The sequence below is a fragment of the Stenotrophomonas sp. VV52 genome, assembly GCF_002893095.1.
Classification (GTDB): Bacteria; Pseudomonadota; Gammaproteobacteria; order Xanthomonadales; family Xanthomonadaceae; genus Stenotrophomonas; species Stenotrophomonas aracearum.
In genome coordinates this window covers 637,818-660,025 of sequence record NZ_PKQQ01000001.1, presented here as the reverse complement: position 1 = coordinate 660,025, position 22,208 = coordinate 637,818, and the positions used below count along the sequence as shown (strand labels likewise).

The window sequence follows — 22,208 nt, the reverse complement described above, 5'->3', positions numbered from 1 at the left end:
ATGCCCTACCCCCCTTGGGTGGTGGGCGCAGCTACTCTTTTGGGGGAGAGGCACATGCCACTACCCCATTGCGCACCCCTTGCGCCTGCCCCGAATGGGGAGTCATGCCCGCGCCCCGGCCTGAGACAATCCGCGCATGCAGCGTGTGCCTTTCGTGTCCCGATCCACCGCCCCGGCGACCAGGTGGCGATGGGCGTGCGGCTGGCTGCTGGCGGCGGCGTTGTGCCTGCTGTCCATGCCGCCCGCCGCAGCGACCTCACTGTCTGACTACGAACACAGCGCATGGCGGGTCGGCCAGGGCGCGCCCGGCGATATCTGGGACATCGCCCAACTGGCCGACAACCGTCTGCTGCTGGCCACCGGTGCCGGCCTGTACCGCTTCGATGGGCGCCAGTTCGAGCGCGTAGCGCCGCCCAATGGCGGTTCCTTTCCCTCGGCGAACATGACCTCGTTGGCCGTCGACGCGGACGGCACGATCTGGATCGCCTACTACAACGGGAGCATTACCCGTCTCGACGCACATGGCGCGCGCGGCTTCGGCATCCGCGAGGGGCTGCGTCCGGGATTGATTCCGCGCCTGCAGCGCGACGCCAGCGGCCGTCTGTGGGCGGCCTCCGACGCAGGCCTGCGCTGGTTCGACGGGGCACGCTGGCGCGCGCCCACCGCAGCCATGGGCATCGGCGACGTGGCCGCGCACTGGGCGCTGCGCGACCAGCGGGGCACCCTGTGGCTGCTCGCCGGGGGTGAGCTGTGGCGGCTGCGCGCGCGTGCCACCCGCTTCGAACGTCTTGGCCTGGCCGTCTCCGCGTTCTCCTCGCTTGCGCTGCGCGGCGACGGCCAGCTGTGGTTGGCAGATCGCCAGCGCGGGATCATGCCGGTTGCCGATGCACGTGGCCTGCTCCCCGCCACGCAGCGCGAGGCACGGCGCCTGCCGGGGCTGCTTGCGGGGCGGATCCGCTTTGCCGCCGACGGCAGCCTGTGGGGCAGCTTTGTCGCCAACGGCGGCATCTTCCATGTCACCGATGACGACCGCGGGCAGCGTATCGACCGCTTCGATGCCCCGCAGGGCCTGGCCTCCACCACCGCCGGTCCGCTGCTGCAGGACCGCGAGGGCAACCTCTGGGTCGGCACCAACCTCGGGCTCAACCGCTTCCGCGAACACCAGGTGCATGCGCTGGTCCTGCCCGATCCGGGCGATCCGCTGCGGGCGCTGTACCGCGCCCCCGACGGCGAGGTGTTCGGCCATGGGGTCGACCTGCAGCCGCTGGCGCTGCGCCGCGCCCTGCGCGATGCCACGCCTGCGGTGCAACGGGACGCGGCACGGGCCACCGGGCAACCCCTCTGGCTGGGCGACTGGAGCGCGATCGTGCGGATCGTGGACGGCCAGCGGCAGGCGCTGTCACCGCCCGGCTTTCCGGTGCCGCACGAACTACGCGCGTTGCTGCCGCTCGGTCGCGCCGAAGCCTGGTTCTGCCTGGGCAGCGACACGCTGCTGCAGTACCGCGCGGGGCGCTGGACACGCGATCCGTCGCTGCCGCGCCAGGCTTGCACCGCACTGGCGGTGGGCAGCCACGGCCAGCGCCTGATCGGCTATCCGGACGGCACTGTGCGCGTCGGCAGCGGCGGCCGCTACCGCCACTACACCCGTGCCGACGGGCTGGACGTCGGGCCGGTCACTGCCACCGCTTACGCCGGCAACAGGATCTGGGTGGCCGGCGAGAACGGGTTGGCCCTGCTCGGCCACGACGGTCGCTTCCGCACCGCGCGCGCCGCCGGCGATGGCCTGTTCGAAGGCATCACCGGCATCGTCCGCGACGCGCGTGGCCGCTACTGGTTCAACGGCAGCCGTGGACTGGTCCGGGCCGAGGCCGCGGACTTCGAGCGCGCGGTCGATGCCGGTCGCGAAACCGCGCCGCGCCTGTTCGACACGCCCGATGGCATGCCCGGCATCGCGACACAGGCCAGCCCGGTGCCCAGCGCGGTGCTGGCCGCCGACGGCCTGCTCTGGCTGGCCACCAACCAGGGGCTGGCCTGGCTCGACACGCAGGACGTGCGCGCCGACGCGCCGCCGCTGGTGCCCCGGATCGGCGCGTTGTCCTCGGCCGGCACCCAGCAACCGCTCCGCGACGGGTTGCAGCTGCCACCGGGTACCGCGCAGCTGCAGATCGACTACCAGGCGGTGTCGCTGTCGCGGCCCGAACGTGTGCGCTACCAGCACCGTCTGGTGGGCCTGGACGACGAGTGGCAGGACGCGGGCAACCTGACCCGCGCGTTCTATACCAACCTGCCACCCGGCGCCTATCGCTTCGAGGTGCGCGCCGCCAACGAAGACCAGGTCTGGAGCACGGCGCTGGCCCAGCGCAGCTTCCGCATTGCCCCACTGTGGTACCAGACCCTGTGGTTCGGTGCCGCCTGCGTGCTGGCCATGCTGGCGTTGATCGGGCTGGCCATGCGCCTGCGCAGCCGCAGCCTGACCCTGCTGGTGCGCGCGCGGCTGAAGGAACGCCACGCCGAGCGCGAGCGGATCGCGCGCGAGCTGCACGACACCCTGCTGCAGGGCACCCAGGGGCTGATCCTGCGACTGCATGCGGTGAGCCATTCCCCGCAGGCCACGCCCGACGTCCGCGCCGCGCTGGAAGCGGCCATGCAGCAGGCCGAACAGGCGCTCGGCGAAGCGCGCGAGCGGGTGCGACTGCTGCGCGACGGCAGCACCGACTACCAGGACCTGGGCGCAGCGCTGGTACAGGTCTACGGCGAACGCGCCGACGAGCTCGACAGCCCGGCGCTGCGCCTCAACATCGAAGGCACCCCACGGCCGCTGCGCCACGACGCCGCCGAAGAAGTGTTCCTGATCGGCCGCGAAGCCCTGCTCAACGCGTTGCAGCACGCCTCGGCGGCCGCCGTCGATATCGAACTGGCTTACGCACGGCGCGGACTGCGCCTGCACATCAGGGATAATGGCAGCGGGCTGCCGCCGCAGTTGCCCGACGACCGCTGGGGCCTGGTCGGCATGCGCGAGCGCGCCGAACGCCTGGGCGCGCGGCTGCGCTTGTGGTCGCGCCCGCAGATCGGTACCGAAATCGCACTGTTCCTGCCTGGCGAGCGCATCTATCGCCATCACCGCCGGCGCTGGCGCTGGCGGCGCACTACCGGAGAGACCGCATGACCGCTGCATCCACGCCCATCGGCATCCTGGTGGTCGACGACCATCCCCTGCTGCGCGACGGCCTGGCCGCACTGCTCGGCCTGCAGCCGGACATGCACCTGCTCGGCGAAGCCGCCGACGGCGAGGAAGCGGTGGCCCAGTTCCTGGCCCTGCGGCCGGACGTGGTGCTGATGGACCTGCAACTCCCTGGGGTGGACGGGGTGGAGGCCATCACCCGGATCCGCCAGCACGACCCGCGCGCCCGGATCATCGTGCTCACCACCTACCGCGGCGACGTCCGCGCGGTGCGTGCCCTGCAGGCCGGGGCGAGCGGCTATCTGCTCAAGGACATGCTGCGCCACGAGCTGGTCGACACCATCCGCACCGTGCACAGCGGCAAGCGCGCCGGCATTCCCGCACCGCTGGCGGCCAGCATCGCCGCGCACGTGGTCGAAGACAGCCTCTCTCCGCGCGAAACCGAAGTGCTGGGGCATGTGGCCGGCGGGCGCTCGAACAAGGGCATCGGCGAGCGCATGCACATCTCCGAGCAGACCGTGAAGGCGCACATGAAGAACATCATGGAGAAGCTCGGCGCCCGCGACCGCACCCACGCGGTCACCCTGGCGCTCAAGCGCGGCATCATCAGCCTGGACGACACGGCCGAACCCACCGCCTAACGCCGGCGCACCACGAAACTCATCCCGGCCGTCACCGCCGCCAACATCGCCACCCCGGTCCACCCGAAGTGCGCCAGCATCACCGCCCCCAGCGCCCCACCTGCGGCCATGCCGAGAAACACCCCGGTAAACAGCAACGCATTGAGCCGGCTGCGCGCTTCCGGCGCCAGCCCATAGACCAGCGTCTGGTGCGAGACCAGCGCCGCCTGGAACCCGAAGTCGAACACCACCGCACTGATCGCCAGCAACGGCAGGATCGCCGTTTGCGGCAGCCACGGGTCGAGCAGCAGCAACCCGAACCCGGCCAGCGCGATCAGGATCGCAATGCGCGCCACCGCGTGGCTGCCCAGCCTGTCGGCCCAACGCCCGGCCAGCGGCGCGGCCAAGGCACCGGCCGCACCGGCAATCCCGAACGCACCAGCCACCGCGCTGCCCAGCTCGAAACGCGTGTGCAGCATCACCGCCAGGGTCGACCAGAATGCACTGAAGCCCACTGCGAGCAGGCCCTGCGCATACACCGCGCGGCGAAGCGGCGGCTGCCCGCGCCACAGCCCGAACAACGAGCGCAGCAACGCCGGATAGCCCAGCCTCGTGGTCGGCGCCATGTGCGGCAGCTCGCGCGCCAGGGCCAGCGCCATCAGCACCACCGAGCCGGCCGCGAAGCCGAACATCGCGCGCCAGCCCAGCCACTGTGCGACCAGCCCGCTGGCCACCCGTGACAACAGGATGCCCAGCAGCAGGCCGGTCATCACCTTGCCGACCACCGCGCCGCGATGCGCCTCCGGCGCCAGCGTTGCCGCGGCCGGCACCACGTCCTGTGCGACCGTGGCCATCAGCCCGATCAGCAGGCTGGCCAGCAGCAGCGTGGGCAGGTTGCCGGCGATGGCGGCGAAGGTCAGCGCCGCCGCGAGCACCAGCGACTTCACCAGGATCAGCCGACGGCGGTCGAAGCGGTCGCCCAGCGGTGCCAGCAGCAGGATGCCCAGCGCGTACCCCAGCTGGGTGAGCGTGGGCACCATGCCGGTGGCCTGCTCGCTGCTGCCCAGGCCGCCGCTGATGACGCCCAGCATGGGCTGGCTGTAGTAGATGGAGGCGACCGAGAAACCAGCGCCGGCCGCGAGCGAGACGATCAATCGCGCAGGCACGCCATGTGAGGCGTGCGAGACGGCGGGGATATGCGTGGTGGACATGAGCCACTCCAGGCAGAAAGAGAGTGCCGCAAGGTTCCTCTCTGGCCGCCCCTGCGTGTAGTAGGCTTGAGTACATATCCATCATACGAAGGTTGTATGACCACACCGTCCCCCGCCGCCGGCGCGGACCGGATCGATCTGCTGCATACCTTCGTCCGCATCGTGGAAAGCGGCAGCCTGTCGGCCGCTGCCGTGCAGCTGGGCACCACCCAGCCCACCGTCAGCCGACGCCTGCAGACCCTGGAACGCCTGTTCGGCCTGCACCTGATCCAGCGCTCCACCCACCAGATGACCCTCACCGAAGACGGCGAGCGCTGCTACGCCCACGCCCGTGCGCTGGTGGACGACTGGGACGCGATCCAGGCCGACCTGCGCGGCGAGGTCGATGTGCCGCGCGGGCGCCTGCGCGTGGTGGTGCCGCATGCGTTCGGCCAGGCCCAGCTGCTGGAGCCGATGCTGCAGTTCATGGCGCGCCACCCGCAGGTGACCCTGGAATGGATGCTGGAAGACAGCCCGGTGGACTTCATCGCCGATGGCATCGACTGTGCCATCCGGGTCGGCGGCGTCGATGCACCGCAACTGGTCGCGGTGCCGCTGGCCGAAGTGCCGCGCATCGTGATTGCCGCCCCGTCGCTGCTGGGCACGGCCGACCCGCACGACCCCGCCCTGTTGCCGGGCCTGCCGTGGATCGCGCTGACCACGTTCTACCGCGAGCGCTTCAGCCTGCTGCCCGCCGACGACGGCCCGGCCCTGCGGGTGGACATCCAACCGCGCCTGCTCACCGACAACCTGTTCGTGGTGCGCCGCGCGGCGTTGTCTGGGCTGGGCGCGGCGGTCGTGTCGGCGTGGCTGGTGGCCGACGACCTGCGTGAGGGCCGTCTGCTGCAGCTGGTGCCCGGCTGGGAGGCGCCGCCGCTGCCGGTGCACCTGGTGTACCCGGCCGCGCGGCAGATTCCCACTCGCCTGCGCGCCTTCATCGACAGCATGAAGGCCAGCTTGCGGTACACCCACGGGATGCGTTCGTTGCCTTTGCCATCCCGCGCCTGACGCACAGCCGGGCAGAGCCCGGCGCTACGGAATTTGCACAGACTGCATAACATAGCCTCTGCTATATTCGACGCATGAGCGCGCACCCCACCACCCCAACCCCCAGCCTCGGTGAAATGCACGCCAGCGTGGCCGTGCCCAGCGGCGGGCACTGGTGGTTCCGGCTGCTGGCCTTCCTCGGCCCGGGCTACATGGTCTCCGTGGGCTACATGGACCCGGGCAACTGGGCCACCGACATCGCCGGCGGCGCACAGTTCGGCTATCTGCTGCTCTCGGTGATCCTGCTCTCCAACCTGATGGCGATCGTGCTGCAGGGGCTGTCGGCGCGGCTGGGCATCGCCACCGGGCGCGACCTGGCGCAATCCTGCCGCGACCATTTCTCCAAACCGGTGAACCTGTGCCTGTGGTTGCTGTGCGAGCTCGCGATCATCGCCTGCGACCTGGCCGAGGTGATCGGCACCGCCATCGCACTGAAGCTGCTGTTCGGCCTGCCCCTGCTGATGGGCGCGATCATCACCGCGGTGGACGTGGTGCTGGTGCTGTGGCTGATCAATCGTGGCTTCCGTGCGCTGGAAGCGTTCGTGATCGCGCTGCTGCTGGTGATCTTCGCCTGCTTCGCGATCCAGATCGCGCTGGCCGCACCGCCGCTGCACGCGGTGCTGGGCGGGTTCATCCCGCGCGCCGAAGTGCTGACCAGCCCGCATGCGCTGTACCTGGCGATCGGCATCATCGGCGCCACGGTGATGCCGCACAACCTGTACCTGCATTCGTCCATCGTGCAGACCCGCGCCTACCCGCGCACCGACCCTGGGCGGCGCAGCGCGCTGCGCTGGGCGGTGACCGACAGCACCATCGCGCTGATGCTGGCGTTGTTCATCAACGCGGCGATCCTGATCCTGGCGGCGGCGGTGTTCCATGCCAACGGCCGCACCGATGTGCAGGAGATCGAACAAGCTTACGAACTGCTGGCGCCGATGCTGGGTGTCGGCATTGCCTCCACGCTGTTTGCAGTGGCGTTGCTGGCCTCGGGGATCAATTCCACGGTGACCGCCACGCTGGCCGGGCAGATCGTGATGGAAGGCTTCCTGCGCCTGCGGATCGCACCGTGGGCACGACGGTTGATCACCCGGGGCATCGCCATCGTGCCGGTGGTGATCGTGACCGCCATTTACGGCGAACAGGGCACGGCCCGGCTGCTGGTGCTGAGCCAGGTGGTGCTCTCGATGCAGCTTCCGTTCGCGGTGATCCCGCTGGTGATGTTCGTGGGCGACAAGGCGCGGATGGGCGCGCTGGTGGCGCCCCGCTGGTTGCTGGGGTTGGCGTGGGTGATCGGTGCGGTGATCGTGTTGTTGAATGTGAAATTGTTGGTAGGGTTCTTTGGGGGTTGAACGAAGAAACGCCGTAGCGCCGGGCTCTGCCCGGCCGCTCTTGACCTCAATCACGGTTGAGGTGGCAGGATGCGCCACAACCCATCCAACGAATGCTGCCCATGACCTCCACCGCTCCGACCCAACACGATCTCTGGAATGGCCCGGCCGGCGATGCCTGGGTGCAGGCGCAGTCGCTGCTCGATGGCATGTTCGCCGGTTTCGTTCCCCTGCTTGCCGACCCCATCGGTGCCGTTCCTGACGCGCATGTGCTGGACGTGGGCTGCGGCACCGGGGCGGTATGCATGGCCATTGCCGACCGGCTGGGGCCCCACGGGCGCTGCAGTGGCGTCGACATTTCCGCCCCGATGATTGACGTCGCGCGCGAACGCGCACGGTCTGCAGGCCAATCCATCGACTTCACCGTGGCCGATGCCGAACAGCACGCCTTCGCCCCCGCCAGCCTGGACCGCATCGTCTCGCGCTTCGGGGTGATGTTCTTCAACGATCCCGTGCAGGCCTTCGCCAACCTGCGGCGCGCCCTGCGCAGCGGCGGCAGCCTGCATGCCATCGCCTGGCGCGGCCCGGCCGACAACCCGTTCATGACCACTGCCGAGCGCGTCGCCGCGCCGCTGCTGACCCTGCCTGCGCGTGCGGAAGGCGGGCCCGGCCAGTTTGCGTTTGCCGATGCGGACAAAGTGCGGGGGATTCTGAAGGACGCCGGTTGGAAGGACATCCAGATCACGCAATTGGACGTCGAATGCAGCATCCCGGCAGACCAGCTGCCCACCTACGTCTCATTGCTGGGCCCGGTCGGCCAGGCGCTGCGCGCGGCCGATCTGGCGCCAGCCGACCGCACCCGGATCCTGCAGACGGTGGTCGATGCGTTCGCGCCGTTCGTGCAGGGCGACAACGTGGTGTTCAACGCCGCGTGCTGGTCGATCCGCGCGGTGTAGGCCGCGCCGCGCGCCGTAACCGGTAAAAATACCTAGGGCGGTTCGGTGTAACTCCGGTTGTCGGCCCGGCAGCGGGTGCGCACAGTGGGGCATGGCCGGTGGTAGGGGCCATCACCCACAGGAGAGCCCCATGCGCCGGTCCCGTTCCTGCCTGTTGTTGGCCCTGTTGCTGGCTGCGCCGTGGGCGTGGTCGACGGCAGTCGCCGCGCCACCCACCGCCAGCGAAACCGTGGGCGCAGCCACCCGGGACCCGGATGCGATTGCCGCGCTGGAGCGCATGGGCAAGGCGCTGCGTGCGCTGCCGCAGTTCACCCTAGCGGCCACCACGCGCACCGAGTATGTGCTCGATGATGGCCAGAAGCTGGCGTTGGCCGGTACGGTGGACTACAAGGTGCTGGGCCCGGACCGTTTCTTCGTCGAAGTCCGCAGCGACCACCAGCACCGCCAGCTGTTCTACGACGGCCATACGCTGACGATTGCCTCCCCTGCGCAGAAGTTCTACGCGCAGGTCGAGAACCTGGATCGCAGCAGCCAGGCGCTGCTGAGCGACTCGGCCACCCAGCTGGGCATCGAATTCCCGCTGGCGGATCTGTTCCTGTGGGGCACGCCGGGATTCCCGACCGAGCGCATCGATTCGGCGCTGTTCGTCGGCACAGAACGCATCGACGAACAGCCCACCCGCCACTATGCGTTCCGCCAACCGGGGGTGGACTGGCAGGTGTGGATCTCCGACACCACCCGGCTGCCACTGCAGTTGTTGATCACCAGCCATTCCGATCCGGCGCTGCCCAGCTATCTGGCGACGTTGAACTGGGACACGAAACGCAGCGTGGCCGCCAATGACCTGGTGTTCCGACCGGACGGCGCCACCCGCATCGTGTTCGTGCCGGTTGCCGTCGCGGCCGACGACACCGTCACGGGAGGCCAGTGACATGACCACGACCACGACCGCGACTCTGCGCACTGCGCTGTTAACCGCCCTGCTGTGCGCCAGTGGCGCGTCACTGCTGGTCCCTGCACCGGCCGACGCCCGCCCCGGCATGCGCGGATTCGCCCATCCGTCCATCGCCGGCCACGGCGGTTTCGGCGGCGGGGGCGGTGGATTCCACGGCGGCGGCGGATTCGCCCCGCATCCCGGGCCGCATCCTGGACCTGGACCTGGCCCGGGTCCTGGCCCTGGCCCCGGTCCCCATCCCGGTCCTGGTCCCGGTCCTGGCCCTGGTCCGGGTCCACATCCGGGCCCAGGTCCCGGTCCCGGCCCCGGCCCGCATCCCTACCCTCCGCCGCCTCCGCCGCCCTATTGGGACCACCCCTTCTGGGATGCCGCCGCGGTCACCGCCGGGGTAGCGCTCACTGCCGCCGCCATCGGCTCGGTGGTGTACACGCTGCCGGTGGACTGCAGCACCATCGTGGTCAATGGCATTGGCTACCAGCAGTGCAGCAACGGCTGGTACCAGCCGCGGTACGTCGGCACCACCGTGCAGTACGTGGTGGTGGACCCGCCGCGATGAACCACGCGTTCCAGCATCCCTGGCTGTGGTTCCTGGCCCTGTTCCTGGTGCCCCTGATCGGGGCACTGGTGGTGAGCCTGCTGGTGCGCAAGCGCGGGCTCACCGCCAATGGCGTGCTGGCGTGGTTCGTGCTGGTGTGCTGGATCGGGGCGTTGGGGGTGATCCTGTCGCAGGTGCTGTAGTGCCGGCCGCTGGCCGGCTCCCCATTACAACGATTGCCCCAACTCGATGAACACCACGCGGTGCCCGCCTTCGCGCATGCCGACACCGAAGATCAACGGGCCGATCCACGAGTCGAACCCCAGGAACAGGCTGCCGTTCCATATCCCGTCGCTGATCGACATGTCCGAACGGCGCTGCCATGCATTGCCGTACTCCACCGTGCCGCCCACCTGCGCCGAACGCCCCAGCACCTTGCCCAGCTCGTAGGTGTAACCGGCAAAGGCCAGCGCGTAGTCCTGGCCGGTCAGCTCGTTCTGCTGGAACCCGGCCAGGCGCCAGCGCCCGCCCAGGCGGTACAGGTTCTGCAGCGGCGCGGTGCCCGAGGCGGTGACGTGGTAACGCAGCCCCAGCTGCACGGCATTGCTGCCAATCGGGAACGCGCCCACCGCGTCCAGGTCGATCTGGCCGAAGCGTTCATCCGCGCCCAGTCCCTTCTGCGACTGGTAGGTCCCCAGATTGACCAGGAAGCCGTTGCGCGGGAAGTACAGGCTGTCGATGTTGTCATAGGTCGCGCTGGCGGTAATCGCGCCTTCGTCGAACGAGGTGCGCGGCACCTGCGGCGAACCGATGTCCATGCGCGCATCGCCGGCAAACCGCTCCAGTCCCACCCGCAGCGCCAGCACGTTGGACACATTGCGGACCAGGCCTGCGCTGGCACCGGTGCGCTGCACCCGGTAACGCGAGGTCTTGTTGCCGTTGCCGTCGAACACGTTGAAGCTGCGTGTCTCGTAACCGCCCTCGGCCTCGAACGCATAGCGGTTGCCGACGTCGAAAGGGTGGTAGTAGCTGCCGCTGATCGCCGGTTCGCTGCCGATCTGCAACGTCACCCGCGCCTCGGCTCCGTACGGCGACAACGGCGCGAACAGCAGGCCCGCGCGCAGGTTGCTTTCGTGGTTGCCGTCGAGGTCGTTGCTCAACCGCAACCCGGCCTCCAGGTAGGCGGGGCCGTTGGGTTTCTCATAGGCAGTGATGACCACGCCGACCCGGCCGTCGCGCCGGGTCTCCTGATAGCCGATGCTGGCCAGCGTATCCATGCCGTAGGCACGCAGCACGCCCTCCTGCATGCCTTTGCTGTCCAGCGGCTTGCCGATCTCCACCGGCAGGTAGGACAACAGCAGTGCGTCGGCGTAGCGGGTGTGGTTCTCCACCTCGATGAAGGCGATGGGCGCCGGCGCAGCGCTGGCCGCACGCTGTTCGCGGGTCGCGTACCACCGCTGGTAGGTGGCCTCCGGCTGCGAAAAGGCGCGCAATGCCGGCGTGGCGGTGTCGGCCGCCTGCTGGCCGATCTCCAGCGCCAGTGGCGCCTTGTCGAAGTCACCGGTGGCGACCTTGCCGGTCAGCGGCGGGGAGATCAGCAGGTCCTGCGGCCCCAGGGTGTCCAGTTGCCGCTGCGCGTTGCGCGTGGTGAGGAAGCCGCTCAGCTGGCCGATCACATCGACCAGGCTGGCGTCGCGGTCCAGCTCGGTCAGCGGCGTGCCAACGTCCACCGCGATCACCCGGTCGGCGCCCATCGCGCGGACCACGTCGATGGGGACCTGGTTGGAGACGCCACCGTCGAGCAGGACCCGGTCGCCAATCGTGATCGGCCGGAAGATGCCGGGCAGCGACATGCTGGCGCGCATCGCCATCGGCAGGCTGCCGTGGTCCAGGATCACCGCCTCGCCGGTATTGAGGTCGGTGGCGATGGCACGGAACGGAATGGACAGATCGTCGAAGTCGCCGCTGACCCGGCTGCCGCCGGTGGCCGTTTCGAACAGCGCGATCAACCGTTCGCCCTGCGCCATGCCGCCGGCCAGCTGGATGCGCTTGCCCTGCCCACCCAGGCCAATGCCAATCGGTGCGAGCTGCTCGTAGTCATCGCCCTTGCGCTGCAGCGAGCGCTCGCGGCGCGGCAGCGTATCGCTGAACATCGCCATCCAGTTGGTGTCCAGCACCACCTTCTCGATCTGTTCGGGCGTCTTGCCCGAGGCGTACAGCGCGCCGACCAGCGCGCCGGCGCTGGTGCCGGCAATGCAGTCCACTGGAATGTGCAGCGCTTCCAGCTGGCGCAGGATGCGCACGTGCGCGATGCCGCGCGCGCCACCGCCGCCCAGCGCCACGCCGATCCGGGGCCGGGTATCGCCCGGTTCGCGATGCCCGCACTGGTTGCCGTTGAGCACTTCGGTTTCCTCTGCCGCCCATGCCACGCCCGGCCATCCGGGCAGCGCCAGCAGCAACCAGCCAAGGCAGCGTTTCATCGCCATGCACTCCCCACCTGGATGTAGAAGGTCGAGTCCTCGGGGCCCCATGCGTAGTCCACGCCGACATGCATGCCCAGCTGGCGGGCGATCAGGTAACGGAACCCCACGCCCTTGGAGACTTCATTGTCGGCGTCGCCGAAACTGTTGTGGCGACCCCAGGTGCGCCCGGCGCCCACGAAACCGATCAACGCCCAGCGGGTCGTCATGTTCCAGCGCAGTTCGGTCTCCAGCACCGCCGCGCGGGTGTCCTGGTAGCGCGCCGACCCGATCCCGCGCAGGTCGATGTACGGCAGCCGGTAGAACGGGATCTCGCCATTGGCCCAGCGCGTGTCCACGCGCCCGCCCAGTACCAGCCGCTTGTCCAGCAGCGGCCAGTAGCCGAACGCATGCGCGCGGTAGCTCTGGAAGGCGCCGTCGCTGCCGATACCGGGCAGGTAGAAGTTGCCTTCGGCCATGCCCAGCCAGCCACTGTGGGGGGTGAAGGTGTTGTCGCGGCTGTCGTACTGCAGCGACATGCCCAGCCCGGAGCTGCGCGAGGCCAGCTCGGGCGGGGTGAAGTTCACACGGTCCGAGGCGACATCGAAGCCCACGTCCAGGTCCATGTAGATCCAGGCCAGGCCAAGGAACAGGTCCTGGTAGCCGAGCCGGCGGAAACCCTGCTGGAACGACATCAGGCCGTCCAGGTTGTAATCGATCTCCAGCGGTGGAAGCCGCGTGCCCGGGGTATGGAAGCCCAGGTTCATCGAGGTCTTGGCCACGCCGCCGCGGTAACGCCAGCGGTCTTCGTCGAAATGCAGCGAGGCACCAATGCCGTAGGCTTTGGTGCCGTTCTCGGTGCGCATCGCCGCGCCGCCGTAGATGTCCGGCGCCACCATCTGCTGTCGGCCATCGCTGCCTGGCCGCGTGGCGGCGGTGTCCGCGGGCCGATGGAAGAACGCCAGCGCCAGGCCACCGCCGTTGCCCACCGCAGGGTCGGTGATGATGATCGGCACCGGCAGGAACCCACGGTGCTCCAGCAGCCAGCGTGACATGTCGAAGCGATCGTCTTCGCTGTCACGGAACACCGACAGGCCGTGCTCCGGAGCGGCGTGCGCCGGGCCCAGCCAACCCAACACCAGGCACAGCACGGCCGCGCTCGCACGTGTCGTCACGCTGCACCTCGTCAAAAAGTGCGCGGCATCGTGCCGGTGGGAGGGATGGGCCTCGGCACGACGCCGCGCGGTGAAACGTCAAAGGTGGTGCGCGCTCACTTGGCCGGTGCACTGCCCGGCGGGAAGCTGGCAAACAGCCTGTCCAGGCCGGCTTCCACGGTGGCGTTCACCCGGTCCGGCGAAGACGGCACGGTGGCGCTGGCGGTGCCGCGCCAGACCGCCTGCTTGCTCTTGGCGTCGAACATGTCCACCACCAGCGTGCCGACGTCGTAGGTGCGTACCGTGGTGGTGGACGAGCCCATGCCCATGCCGCCGCCCCAGCCGCCGCCGCGCCAGCCCCAGCCGCCCATGTTGCTGCCGGTATAGAAGGTATCCAGGGTCTGCCGCTGGCTGGTCACGATATGCGCGGCCAAGGCGACGTCGCCGTTGGGCGATTGGGTCCAGCCGCGCGCGGCCAGCCGCGCGTCGATCCCGTCCACGATGCGCTGGGTCACCAGCGGCGAGCCGCCCTGCGGCTTCATGGCCCAGGTGTAGGTCTTGAACGAGGCGAAGTTCGCACTCGGGTCGAAGTCGGTGTGGACGGTGGGCGTGGTCGTACAGGCAACCAGCGCCGTAGCGAGGACCGCAATCGCAAAGGCTTTCATCACACACGACTCCCATTTCGTGGATTGGCCTCCAGCCTAGACCCGGGCCTGCCGCGTGGTCATCCGAATAACTACGCAGTGCGGCCAGCAAAACTACCGGTTGGGCGCGGACATGGGGCCAAGGGCCAATTGCCCACGCAGGCGGTGCAGGCGATGTTCTCGGCCAATGACAGCACGAGCGCCAGTGGTTGCGGTGGTCGACGACGAGGACGACGTGCGGCTAGCGCTGCGCCGGTTGCTCCGTTCGGCCGGGTTCGACGTACTGGCCTACGAATCGGGGTCGGAGTTCCTGCGCCATGCCGCACGCAGCCTGCCCGACTGCGTGATCCTCAACCTGCGCATGCCCGGCCCCAGCGGCTTCGACGTGCTCGACAGCATGAAGGCGCAGTCGCTGCGGATTCCGGTGGTGGTGGTCACCGGCAGCGACAACCCGGAAAGCCGGCAGCAGGCGCTGGACCGCGGTGCCGACGCCTACCTGTGCAAACCGGTCGATGGGGATGCGCTGATCGGCGCCACCCAGGCCGCCATCGAGCGTCATCGCAGACGGCGTTCCCCCTCACCCGCCGGCCGACCGGAGGCACCATGAACCGTTCATCGCCACTGGCGCTGCCCGCCTGGCTTCTGCTGTTGGCCATGGGCCTGTGCTGGACGCCGGACGCCCACGCCTCTTTCCTCAGCGGCGACGCGCTGGACACCATGGCCAACGCCATCGCCTGGCTGGCCCTGATCGTGGTGCCGGTGGTGCTGATCGCGGTGTTCTGGATGGTACACATCCTGCCGGAGAAGATCGCCCACCAGCGCCACCACCCGCAGCTGGACGCGATCAAGACCCTGTGCCTGCTCTCGCTGCTGTTCGGCGGCCTGCTCTGGCCGCTGGCCTGGCTCTGGGCCTACACCAAGCCGGTCCTGCACAAGATCGCCTACGGCACCGACAAGGCCAGCCACGACGACCACGACGCGGCCCTGGCGCCGCTGCACGATGCGCGGGTGGAAGCACCGCTGGAGCCCGAGCCCAGCGTGCCGACCGCCGAACAGTGGCAACAGCGGGTGGACCAGCTGGAACGCCGGCTGGCCGCGGTCGAAGCCGGCCGCCCGGACCCCACCCACGGAACGCAGGGCTAGGCCATGGAAATCATCCTGCTGCTCATCTACTCGTTCTTCGTCTGGCTGATCTTCTTCAAGTTCAAATGGCTGCCGTGGAATTTCGTTTCGCAGGTGATCGTCATTTCGCTGCCGATCTTCGCGATGACCGCGCTGATCCTGGTCCTCAACGTGGTCGCCCCTTCGTCGGCCGACGTGCGCGCGATCAACTACGTGGTGCAGGTGGTGCCGCGGGTGACCGGCCGGGTGATCGAGGTGCCGGTGGAAGCCAACCGCCCGGTGCGCAAGGGCGACGTGCTGTTCCGCATCGACCCGGTGCCCTACCAGCAGCAGCTGGCCGCACTGGAAGCCAAGCTACCGGAACTGTCGGCCAAGCTGGACAGCGCCGACGCCTACCAGCGCGAACTGGGCGAACAGCTGCGCGGTGCGCGCGCCACCCGCGAAGCGCTGGCGGTGCGCCTGCAGTTGGCCGAACGCCGCCAGCAGCAGACCGGCGAGCTGGCCAGCACGGGCGCAGGCTCGCGCTTCGACCACGAACAGGCGCAGACCGAAGCAGCCAGCCTGCGTTCGGACCTGGTCTCCACCACCGCGCAGATGGCCCAGGTGCAGCAGAAGCTGTCAGCGCAGACCCAGGACGGCAAGCTTTCCGAAGTGGCCCAGGCCCAGGCCGGGCTGGTGCAGCTGCAGGCGCAGATAGTGGAAGCGCGCTGGCAGCTGGAGCAGACCGTGGTCCGCGCCCCGGCCGACGGCAGCGTGATCAACCTGCAGCTGCGCGAAGGCAGTTATGCCGCCAGCCTGCCGCTGACCCCGGTGATGACCTTCGTCGAGCGCGAACAGTGGATCCTGGCGATGTTCGCGCAGAACGAACTGGGCAACGTGGCGCCCGGCAACGAGGCCGAGATCGCGCTGAAGGTGTACCCCAACCGCATCATCAAGTGCCGGGTCGACTCGGTGGTGTGGGCCTCCGGCACCGGCCAGCTGCCGATCAGCGGCATGATTCCGCAGAGCGGCGCCACCCCGTTGCCACCGGGCCGCATCGCGGTGCGGCTGCGGCCGGACGGGCGCGACCGCGACACCTTCATCGCCATGGGCGCGCAGGGCCAGGGCGCGATCTACACCGAGCACGGCAAGCTGATCCACATCGTGCGCCGGGTGATCCTGCGCGTGGGCAGCAAGCTGGATTGGCTCGTCCTCAAGCTGCATTGAGCCGGCCATGGACCCTCGCCCGCCCGCATCCCGTCGCCCGCCACTGCCGCGCATGGCCGGCCTCGCACTGGCCATTGCGCTGGCCGGCTGCGCCACCGCGCCCGAGCCGACCGCCGAGCAGATCCGCGCCGAGGCCCTGAACACGGTGGCCATTCCGCCGAACTGGTCGGCACAGGCCAGCCAGGCGCAGGTCGACCGGGGCTGGCTGGCCGCATTCAACGACCCGCAGCTCACCGCACTGGTGCATGAGGCGCTGGACCGCAACCCGGACCTGCTGATCGCCGCCAGCCGGGTCGAACAGGCCAATGCACAGGTCGACATCGCCCAGGCGCAACTGCGACCGGCGATCGGCCTGATCGGTCGCGCCGGCTCCAAACCGATCGCCGACCTCGTGCCGCTGCTGAGCGGGTTGATGTTGCGCATGAGCTGGGAGATCGACCTGTGGGGCCGGCTGCGTTATGCGCGCAACGCCGCCATGGCCGCCAGCGACGCGCAGAACGCCGACTACCGCTATGCGCAGCAGTCGCTGGCAGCGGGCGTGGCACGCGCGTGGTTCACCGCCACCGAGGCACGCCTGCAGCTGCAGCTGGCCACCGGGGTGGCCGCCAGCGCGCAGCAGTTGGCGACGCTGGCCGGGCAGCGCGAGCGGATCGGCGCCGGCAGCTCCAATGACACGCTGGCCGCACGCGCGAACGCAGCGACCTTCGAGGACGCGCGCCAGCAGACCGAACTGGCCAGCCGCAGTGCTGCGCGTGCGCTGGAAATCCTGCTTGGGCGCTATCCCGGCGCCACCCTGCAGGCGGCGACCACGCTCACCCCGCTGCCGGCTGCGGTACCGGCCGGCGTGCCCATCGACGCGCTGAACCGCCGCCCGGACCTGTACGCCGCCGAGCGCCGCGTCGCCGCCGCCTTCGACAAGGTCGGCGAAGCACGCGCGGCGATGCTGCCCACGCTGACCCTGTCGGCCGGCTATGGCCGACTGAGCAATGCAGCGGTGCGCACCCGCGACGACCTCGAGCAGACTACCTCCAGCGTTTCGGCTACCGGCATCGTGCCGCTGTACACCGGCGGCGCGCTCAGCGGCCAGGTGCGGTTGCGCTCGGCCGAACAGAAGCAGGCGGTGGCCGACTATGCGCGGCGTGCGCTGGTGGCGCTGGCCGAAGTGGAAGATGCGCTCACGGCCGAACGCGTGCTGGCCCAGCGCGAAGCACTGCTGTCCGACGCACTGTCCGCCAACGAGCAGGCCGCGCGCCAGGTGCGCGAATCCGAACGGATCGGGCGCGCCGACCAGCGCGCCGTGCAGGCGCAGGACATGCAGACCCTGGCTGCCCGCTCGGCCCTGCTCAGCCTGCGCCGCGACCGCCTGAGCCGGCGCGTGGACCTGTACCTGGCGCTGGGTGGCGATTACAGCGCGCAACCCGTGCCTGCGCCCGACGCCCAATAAAGGATCCCCATGTACTGGATGCTGCTGCTGGTTCCGCTGGCCATCGTGCTGCACTACGTGATGCCGGACAGCGCCCTGCTGGTGTTCGGCGCCACCGCATTCGCCATCGTGCCGCTGGCGGCGCTGATGTCGCGCGCCACCGGGGCGCTGGCCTCGCGCCTGGGCCCCAGCATCGGCGGCCTGCTCAACGCCACCTTCGGTAATGCGGCAGAGTTCATCATCGCGCTGGCGGCGCTGCGCGAAGGCCTGCACGGCATGGTCAAGGCGTCGATTGCGGGCACCATCATCGGCAACATCGTGTTCGTGCTCGGCCTGTCGATGGTGCTGGGCGGGCTGCGCAACGGTGAACAGCGCTACGACGCGCGCAGCGCCCGCATGCAGGCCACCATGCTGACCCTGGCGGTGTTCACGCTGATCCTGCCGGCGTCCTACAAGGCGGTGGTGCCCGGCGCCGCCGACACCCTGCAGGACATCAGCCTGGTGCTGTCGGGGGTGCTGCTGCTGGTCTACGTGGCCACGGTGGTGTTCACCCTGCGCGCGTCGCGCAGCGGCGCTGGTGCCGACCACGCCGCCCACGACATGCACGGCGCACCGATGTCCAACGCCCGCGCCGCGCTGCTGCTCGGTGGTACCAGCCTGGGCATCATCTGGCTCAGCGAGATCCTGGTCGGGGTGGTTGAACCCGCCAGCCACCAGCTCGGCTTCTCTGACGCCTTCACCGGCGTATTCGTGCTCGCCGTGATCGGCGGTGCCGCCGAACAGGCCACTGCGCTGGTGGCCGCACGGAAGAACCAGATGACCCTCAGCCTGTCGATCGCGCTGGGCTCGGGCGTGCAGCTCGCGCTGCTGGTGGCGCCGCTGCTGGTGCTGCTGAGCTATGTCGTCGGGCCGGCGCCGATGAGCCTGGAATTCGGCCCCGGCCTGCTGCTGAGCGTGCTGGTGGCAGTGATCATCACCGGCCAGGTCGCCAGCGACGGACGCTCCGACTGGCTGCGCGGTGTGCAGCTGCTCGGGCTGTACGCAATCCTGGCCACGCTGTTCTGGTTCGTGCCCGACCTGGCATGACCGCCGATGCACCCGCCCCTGCCCGTGCTGCTGCGCCGCCACCGTTACGCGATCCTGTTCGGCGCGCTGCTGGTCACGTTGACCCTGGGGCCGCTGCTGGAAGCGCTGTCGTTCGGCCACCGGGTGATGGAGCTGCTGCTGTGCGTGAGCCTGCTGGCCGCGTTGTTTCCCATCGGCAAGCGCGTACAGCGCCACCTGCTGCTGGTGCTGGTCGTAGTCGCGCAGGGCCTGCGCTGGTGGGCACGGGATGCCGGCGGCGCGCTGGCATTGAGCGGCGCAGTGCTATGGGGCGTGCTGGCCACCGTAGCCGCCTGGCATGCAGTGCGCTATGCGTTGTCCAGCCAGCGGGTGCAGAGCGAACACCTGTCCGCGGCGCTGAGCGCGTATCTGCTGCTGGGCCTGTGCGGCGGCGTGGTGTTCGCTGCGGTGTCGGCGATCTCCCCCGGCTCGATGGCCGTCGGCGGGCAGCCGGCGCAGGATGGGCTCGGCATGGGCAGCGCGCTGTACTTCAGCTTCGTCACCCTGGCCACGCTCGGCTACGGCGACATCACCCCGGTCAGCCAGGTCGCGCGAGGTCTGGCCACGCTGGAGGCGATCACCGGCCAGCTGTTCCTGGCCCTGCTGGTGGCACGCCTGGTCGGGCTGCGCAGCAGCGCATCGTCGCAATGAGCCGGTGACCTCATGGATATCCAGCAACGCGCTCGTTCTCTTCCGCACCCGCTGGCCTGGCGGCTGGCGCGGCGCCTGTTCCTGCTGGCCGCGCTTGCGGCGCCCGGCGTGGCTGCGGCTACCCCGCCACCCGCGCCGGCGGCAGCGTCGACCGCCGCCGCGCCAACCGCCACCGCGCACTGGTTCAACCGCGACCTGGTCACCTTCCGCGCGCCGCTGTACGGCAACAGCCCGGCCATGCGCGCCCGTGCGGCCGAAGCCAACCTGGCGCGCATCGTCGACCTGCCGGGGCATGCGGCGATGACCACGCAGGCGGTGCCGCAGGGCGTGGTGCTGCTGGCGGGCGGCCAGCTGGTGACGGTGTTGACACCGGCCGACCGCGACGTGCTCGGCAACGAAAGCTTCGCCCAGCTGCAGCAGCGCACCGTGCAGCGCATGCAGGTGGCGGTGGACGCGGCCGAACAGGCGCGGCTGCCGCAACGGCTGCTGGGCGGCGCGGCATGGGCGTTGCTGGCCACCCTGGTCGCAGGGGCGTTGCTGTGGTTCGTGCGCTGGTGCGCGCGGCGCATGCGCCGCCGGGTCGACGCGCTGGTGCAGCATCGCGTGCAGCAGCTGCGCAGTCCTTCCGCGCGCCAGCTGCTGTTCGGCCTGGTCACCAGTGCGCGCAGCCTCGGGCGGCTGGTGGGGTGGTTGCTGGTGCTGGTGCTGCTGGAAGAATGGCTGCGCTTCGTGTTCGGTCGCTTCCCGTACACGCAGCCCTGGGCCGACGCGATGGGCGGCTGGATCGCCAGCCGCTTCTCGCAGTTCGGCCAGGCCACCCTGCTGGCCCTGCCGGACCTGTTCACCGCGCTGCTGATCTTCCTGGCCGCGCGTGTGGTGGTGCAGGCCGTGCGCATCGTCTTCGACGGGGTGGCAACGGGACGCTTCCAGTTCGTCGGCATCGACCAGCCGCTGGCCGAACCGACCCGCAAGATCGTCACCGTGGTGATCTGGCTGTTCGCGCTGGCCATGGCCTATCCCTACCTGCCCGGCGCGGAGACCGACGCGTTCAAAGGCTTGAGTGTGTTCGTCGGCCTGATGGTGTCGCTGGGCGCGTCGAGCATCATCGGCCAGGCCGCCAGCGGCTTCACCCTGCTCTATTCGCGCACCATGGCGCTCGGCGACGTGGTGCGGATCGGCGACACGGAAGGCGTGGTGCAGCAGATCGGGCTGTTCACCACGCGCCTGCGCACGCCGTTGGGGGTGGAGATCAGCTTCCCCAACAACGTGGTGCTCTCCGGGCAGCTGCGCAATTACGCGCGCGACCCGGAAGGCCCTGGGATGTGGCTGGAGACCGCGCTGACCATCGGCTATGACGCGCCGTGGCGGCAGGTGCACCGATTGCTGCTGCAGGCGGCGGAGGCGACCGACGGCGTGGTGCTGCAGCCGCCGCCGCACGTGGTGCAATCCGAACTGGGCGATTTCGCGGTGGGGTACACGCTGCGCGCGCGGGTGGTCGAGGTGGGTCGCCGCTGGCAGGTGCGCAGCGCACTGCATGCCAACATCCAGGATGCGTTCAATGCGGCCGGGGTGCAGATCATGTCGCCGAACTACGAAGCGGATCCCGAGTCGGCGAAGATCGTGCCGAAGGAGTATTGGGAAGGGCGCCCCTGATGGCATGGGAGCCGGCCGGCGGCCGGCACTACGGGGTCGGCACTTCTTGCCAACTGCTGTCCGGATCGAACAAGGTCATCGCGCGCGCTTCCCTATCCGTATCCGGCCCCAGGTCCTTCTCGAACACCTCGCCGGCATGGCTGACGGTGTAGGTCATCACGCCGCTGTCGCCGTAATGCGCCGGCCACGCCACCAGTGCGAAGCCCCGGGTCAGTGCGCCCGCCACCGTATACGGATACGCGCCGCGCGGCGCCGACGCGCCCTGCCCCAGCAGGATCCGATAGTGGTAACCGTGCCATTCGCCATCCGGCGTTTCATCCCCGAACAACGGGCCCAGCGGACTCTCACCGCCTGCATCGGCCGGCCAGTACAGCCCATCGTGCTTGCCCTCGCTGCTGCGCAGCTTCTGCGCGTACTCGGGTATCGAGTCGGCATTTCGGTCGCGCTCGGCGTACTCGAACTGGGCGTCACGATAGGCCAGTACGGCCTGCACCGCTTCGCGCTCGTTGCGCCCGATCCGGCGCGCGCGCAGCTCCGGCTCGGCACCCTTCAGGTCGAACGCCACGCCGCCGCTGGTCTTCTCCAGCGGCAACGGGAAGGTCCACCCCTCGTTGCCTACCGCCAGCAGCGAACGGCCATGTGTACCGGCCTTGATCGCATGCTTGACCTGATAAGCCGCGACAAACGCGTCCACGTCCTGGCGGTCGATGCTGTTGCGCGGCACGTACAGCTCCCAGTCGGCACCGAGCACGGTGGCCACCTGTTCCGGCTGCTGGTCGCGCACCTTGAGTGCGGCGATCAGCGCGTCGGCTGCGGCGGCAGGCGTGGGATAGGTCTGCTGGGCCGCAGCCGGCAGCGCCAGCAACGCGGTGCAGGCCAGGCTCAACACGGATAATCGAACGATCATGGGAAGTCTCCGT

The 22,208-nt window shown here is 69.6% G+C and carries 21 protein-coding genes; 15 read left to right on the top strand and 6 right to left on the bottom strand.

The annotated features are described in order from the left end of the window. The first annotated feature begins 154 nt into the window (after window positions 1-154). Together C2U58_RS05435 and C2U58_RS05430 are read left to right on the top strand one after the other, a co-directional pair. Window positions 155-3,166: a sensor histidine kinase gene (locus tag C2U58_RS05435; protein WP_172448076.1), complete on the top strand. Its 3,012-nt coding sequence runs from the start codon at window positions 155-157 to the stop codon at window positions 3,164-3,166. Continuing rightward, the gene (locus tag C2U58_RS05430) at window positions 3,163-3,822 is read left to right on the top strand and encodes a response regulator transcription factor (protein ID WP_102944871.1); all 660 of its coding nucleotides are present in this window, start codon (window positions 3,163-3,165) and stop codon (window positions 3,820-3,822) included. Before C2U58_RS05435 ends, C2U58_RS05430 begins: the two co-directional genes overlap by 4 nt. Here C2U58_RS05430 and C2U58_RS05425 read toward each other — a convergent pair. After that, a complete protein-coding gene (locus tag C2U58_RS05425; RefSeq protein ID WP_102944870.1) occupies window positions 3,819-5,012 on the bottom strand; it encodes an MFS transporter in 1,194 nt (397 codons plus the stop codon). The genes C2U58_RS05430 and C2U58_RS05425 overlap by 4 nt on opposite strands. A 96-nt stretch (window positions 5,013-5,108) precedes the next feature. Here C2U58_RS05425 and C2U58_RS05420 point away from each other — a divergent pair, with 96 nt between their 5' ends. The 4 genes from C2U58_RS05420 to C2U58_RS05405 all read left to right on the top strand — a co-directional run bounded on the left by C2U58_RS05420 (window position 5,109) and on the right by C2U58_RS05405 (window position 9,313). Then, complete coding sequence (locus C2U58_RS05420; RefSeq protein WP_102944869.1) at window positions 5,109-6,059, top strand: LysR family transcriptional regulator; 951 nt, start codon at window positions 5,109-5,111, stop codon at window positions 6,057-6,059. 74 nt (window positions 6,060-6,133) lie between these two features. After that, window positions 6,134-7,447 (top strand): Nramp family divalent metal transporter, encoded by a 1,314-nt coding sequence (locus tag C2U58_RS05415; protein ID WP_102944868.1) that lies wholly within the window; start codon window positions 6,134-6,136, stop codon window positions 7,445-7,447. Between the two features lie 101 nt (window positions 7,448-7,548). Further along, complete coding sequence (locus C2U58_RS05410; protein WP_102945025.1) at window positions 7,549-8,382, top strand: class I SAM-dependent methyltransferase; 834 nt, start codon at window positions 7,549-7,551, stop codon at window positions 8,380-8,382. A gap of 130 nt (window positions 8,383-8,512) precedes the next feature. Beyond that, window positions 8,513-9,313: a DUF2092 domain-containing protein gene (locus C2U58_RS05405; RefSeq protein WP_172448075.1), complete on the top strand. Its 801-nt coding sequence runs from the start codon at window positions 8,513-8,515 to the stop codon at window positions 9,311-9,313. Window positions 9,314-9,383: 70 nt separating this feature from the next. On the opposite strand, the gene C2U58_RS20370 is transcribed toward C2U58_RS05405, so the two are convergent. Further along, window positions 9,384-9,515, bottom strand: a complete 132-nt coding sequence (locus tag C2U58_RS20370) for a hypothetical protein (RefSeq protein WP_301182352.1) — start codon at window positions 9,513-9,515, stop codon at window positions 9,384-9,386. A 243-nt stretch (window positions 9,516-9,758) separates the two neighbouring features. On the opposite strand from C2U58_RS20370, the gene C2U58_RS20365 reads away from it, so the two are divergent. Continuing rightward, window positions 9,759-9,893, top strand: a complete 135-nt coding sequence (locus C2U58_RS20365) for a hypothetical protein (RefSeq protein WP_301182351.1) — start codon at window positions 9,759-9,761, stop codon at window positions 9,891-9,893. After that, complete coding sequence (locus tag C2U58_RS05395) at window positions 9,890-10,075, top strand: hypothetical protein (RefSeq protein WP_102944866.1); 186 nt, start codon at window positions 9,890-9,892, stop codon at window positions 10,073-10,075. Before C2U58_RS20365 ends, C2U58_RS05395 begins: the two co-directional genes overlap by 4 nt. A 24-nt stretch (window positions 10,076-10,099) precedes the next feature. Here C2U58_RS05395 and C2U58_RS05390 read toward each other — a convergent pair whose 3' ends face one another. From C2U58_RS05390 to C2U58_RS05380, 3 genes are all read right to left on the bottom strand, one after another. Further along, window positions 10,100-12,352, bottom strand: coding sequence for a patatin-like phospholipase family protein (locus tag C2U58_RS05390; protein ID WP_172448074.1), 2,253 nt, complete (start codon window positions 12,350-12,352; stop codon window positions 10,100-10,102). After that, window positions 12,349-13,506 carry a BamA/TamA family outer membrane protein gene (locus C2U58_RS05385; protein ID WP_253256645.1) on the bottom strand — a complete coding sequence of 386 codons (1,158 nt, stop codon included), beginning with the start codon at window positions 13,504-13,506 and terminating at the stop codon, window positions 12,349-12,351. Before C2U58_RS05385 ends, C2U58_RS05390 begins: the two co-directional genes overlap by 4 nt. Before the next feature lie 95 nt (window positions 13,507-13,601). Beyond that, a complete protein-coding gene (locus C2U58_RS05380; RefSeq protein ID WP_102944864.1) occupies window positions 13,602-14,150 on the bottom strand; it encodes a DUF4136 domain-containing protein in 549 nt (182 codons plus the stop codon). 166 nt (window positions 14,151-14,316) lie between these two features. On the opposite strand from C2U58_RS05380, the gene C2U58_RS05375 reads away from it, so the two are divergent. Genes C2U58_RS05375 through C2U58_RS05345 form a run of 7 tightly spaced genes read left to right on the top strand, consistent with a single transcriptional unit; the run spans window position 14,317 to window position 21,288 of the window. After that, entirely contained in the window at window positions 14,317-14,736 is a 420-nt protein-coding gene (locus C2U58_RS05375) for a response regulator (protein WP_102944863.1), read from the top strand. Continuing rightward, on the top strand, window positions 14,733-15,272 hold the full coding sequence (locus C2U58_RS05370) for a DUF3302 domain-containing protein (protein WP_216362385.1): 540 nt from the start codon (window positions 14,733-14,735) through the stop codon (window positions 15,270-15,272). Before C2U58_RS05375 ends, C2U58_RS05370 begins: the two co-directional genes overlap by 4 nt. A 3-nt stretch (window positions 15,273-15,275) precedes the next feature. Next, window positions 15,276-16,457 carry an HlyD family secretion protein gene (locus tag C2U58_RS05365; protein WP_102944862.1) on the top strand — a complete coding sequence of 394 codons (1,182 nt, stop codon included), beginning with the start codon at window positions 15,276-15,278 and terminating at the stop codon, window positions 16,455-16,457. Window positions 16,458-16,464: 7 nt separating this feature from the next. Beyond that, entirely contained in the window at window positions 16,465-17,901 is a 1,437-nt protein-coding gene (locus C2U58_RS05360; RefSeq protein ID WP_102944861.1) for an efflux transporter outer membrane subunit, read from the top strand. A gap of 9 nt (window positions 17,902-17,910) precedes the next feature. Further along, entirely contained in the window at window positions 17,911-18,966 is a 1,056-nt protein-coding gene (cax, locus tag C2U58_RS05355) for a calcium/proton exchanger (protein ID WP_102944860.1), read from the top strand. A gap of 6 nt (window positions 18,967-18,972) precedes the next feature. After that, window positions 18,973-19,635, top strand: coding sequence for a potassium channel family protein (locus C2U58_RS05350; RefSeq protein WP_102944859.1), 663 nt, complete (start codon window positions 18,973-18,975; stop codon window positions 19,633-19,635). A gap of 12 nt (window positions 19,636-19,647) precedes the next feature. Beyond that, the gene (locus tag C2U58_RS05345) at window positions 19,648-21,288 is read left to right on the top strand and encodes a mechanosensitive ion channel family protein (RefSeq protein WP_102944858.1); all 1,641 of its coding nucleotides are present in this window, start codon (window positions 19,648-19,650) and stop codon (window positions 21,286-21,288) included. 28 nt (window positions 21,289-21,316) lie between these two features. On the opposite strand, the gene C2U58_RS05340 is transcribed toward C2U58_RS05345, so the two are convergent. After that, window positions 21,317-22,195 carry a DUF2950 domain-containing protein gene (locus C2U58_RS05340; RefSeq protein ID WP_102944857.1) on the bottom strand — a complete coding sequence of 293 codons (879 nt, stop codon included), beginning with the start codon at window positions 22,193-22,195 and terminating at the stop codon, window positions 21,317-21,319. Between the last annotated feature and the right edge of the window lie 13 nt (window positions 22,196-22,208).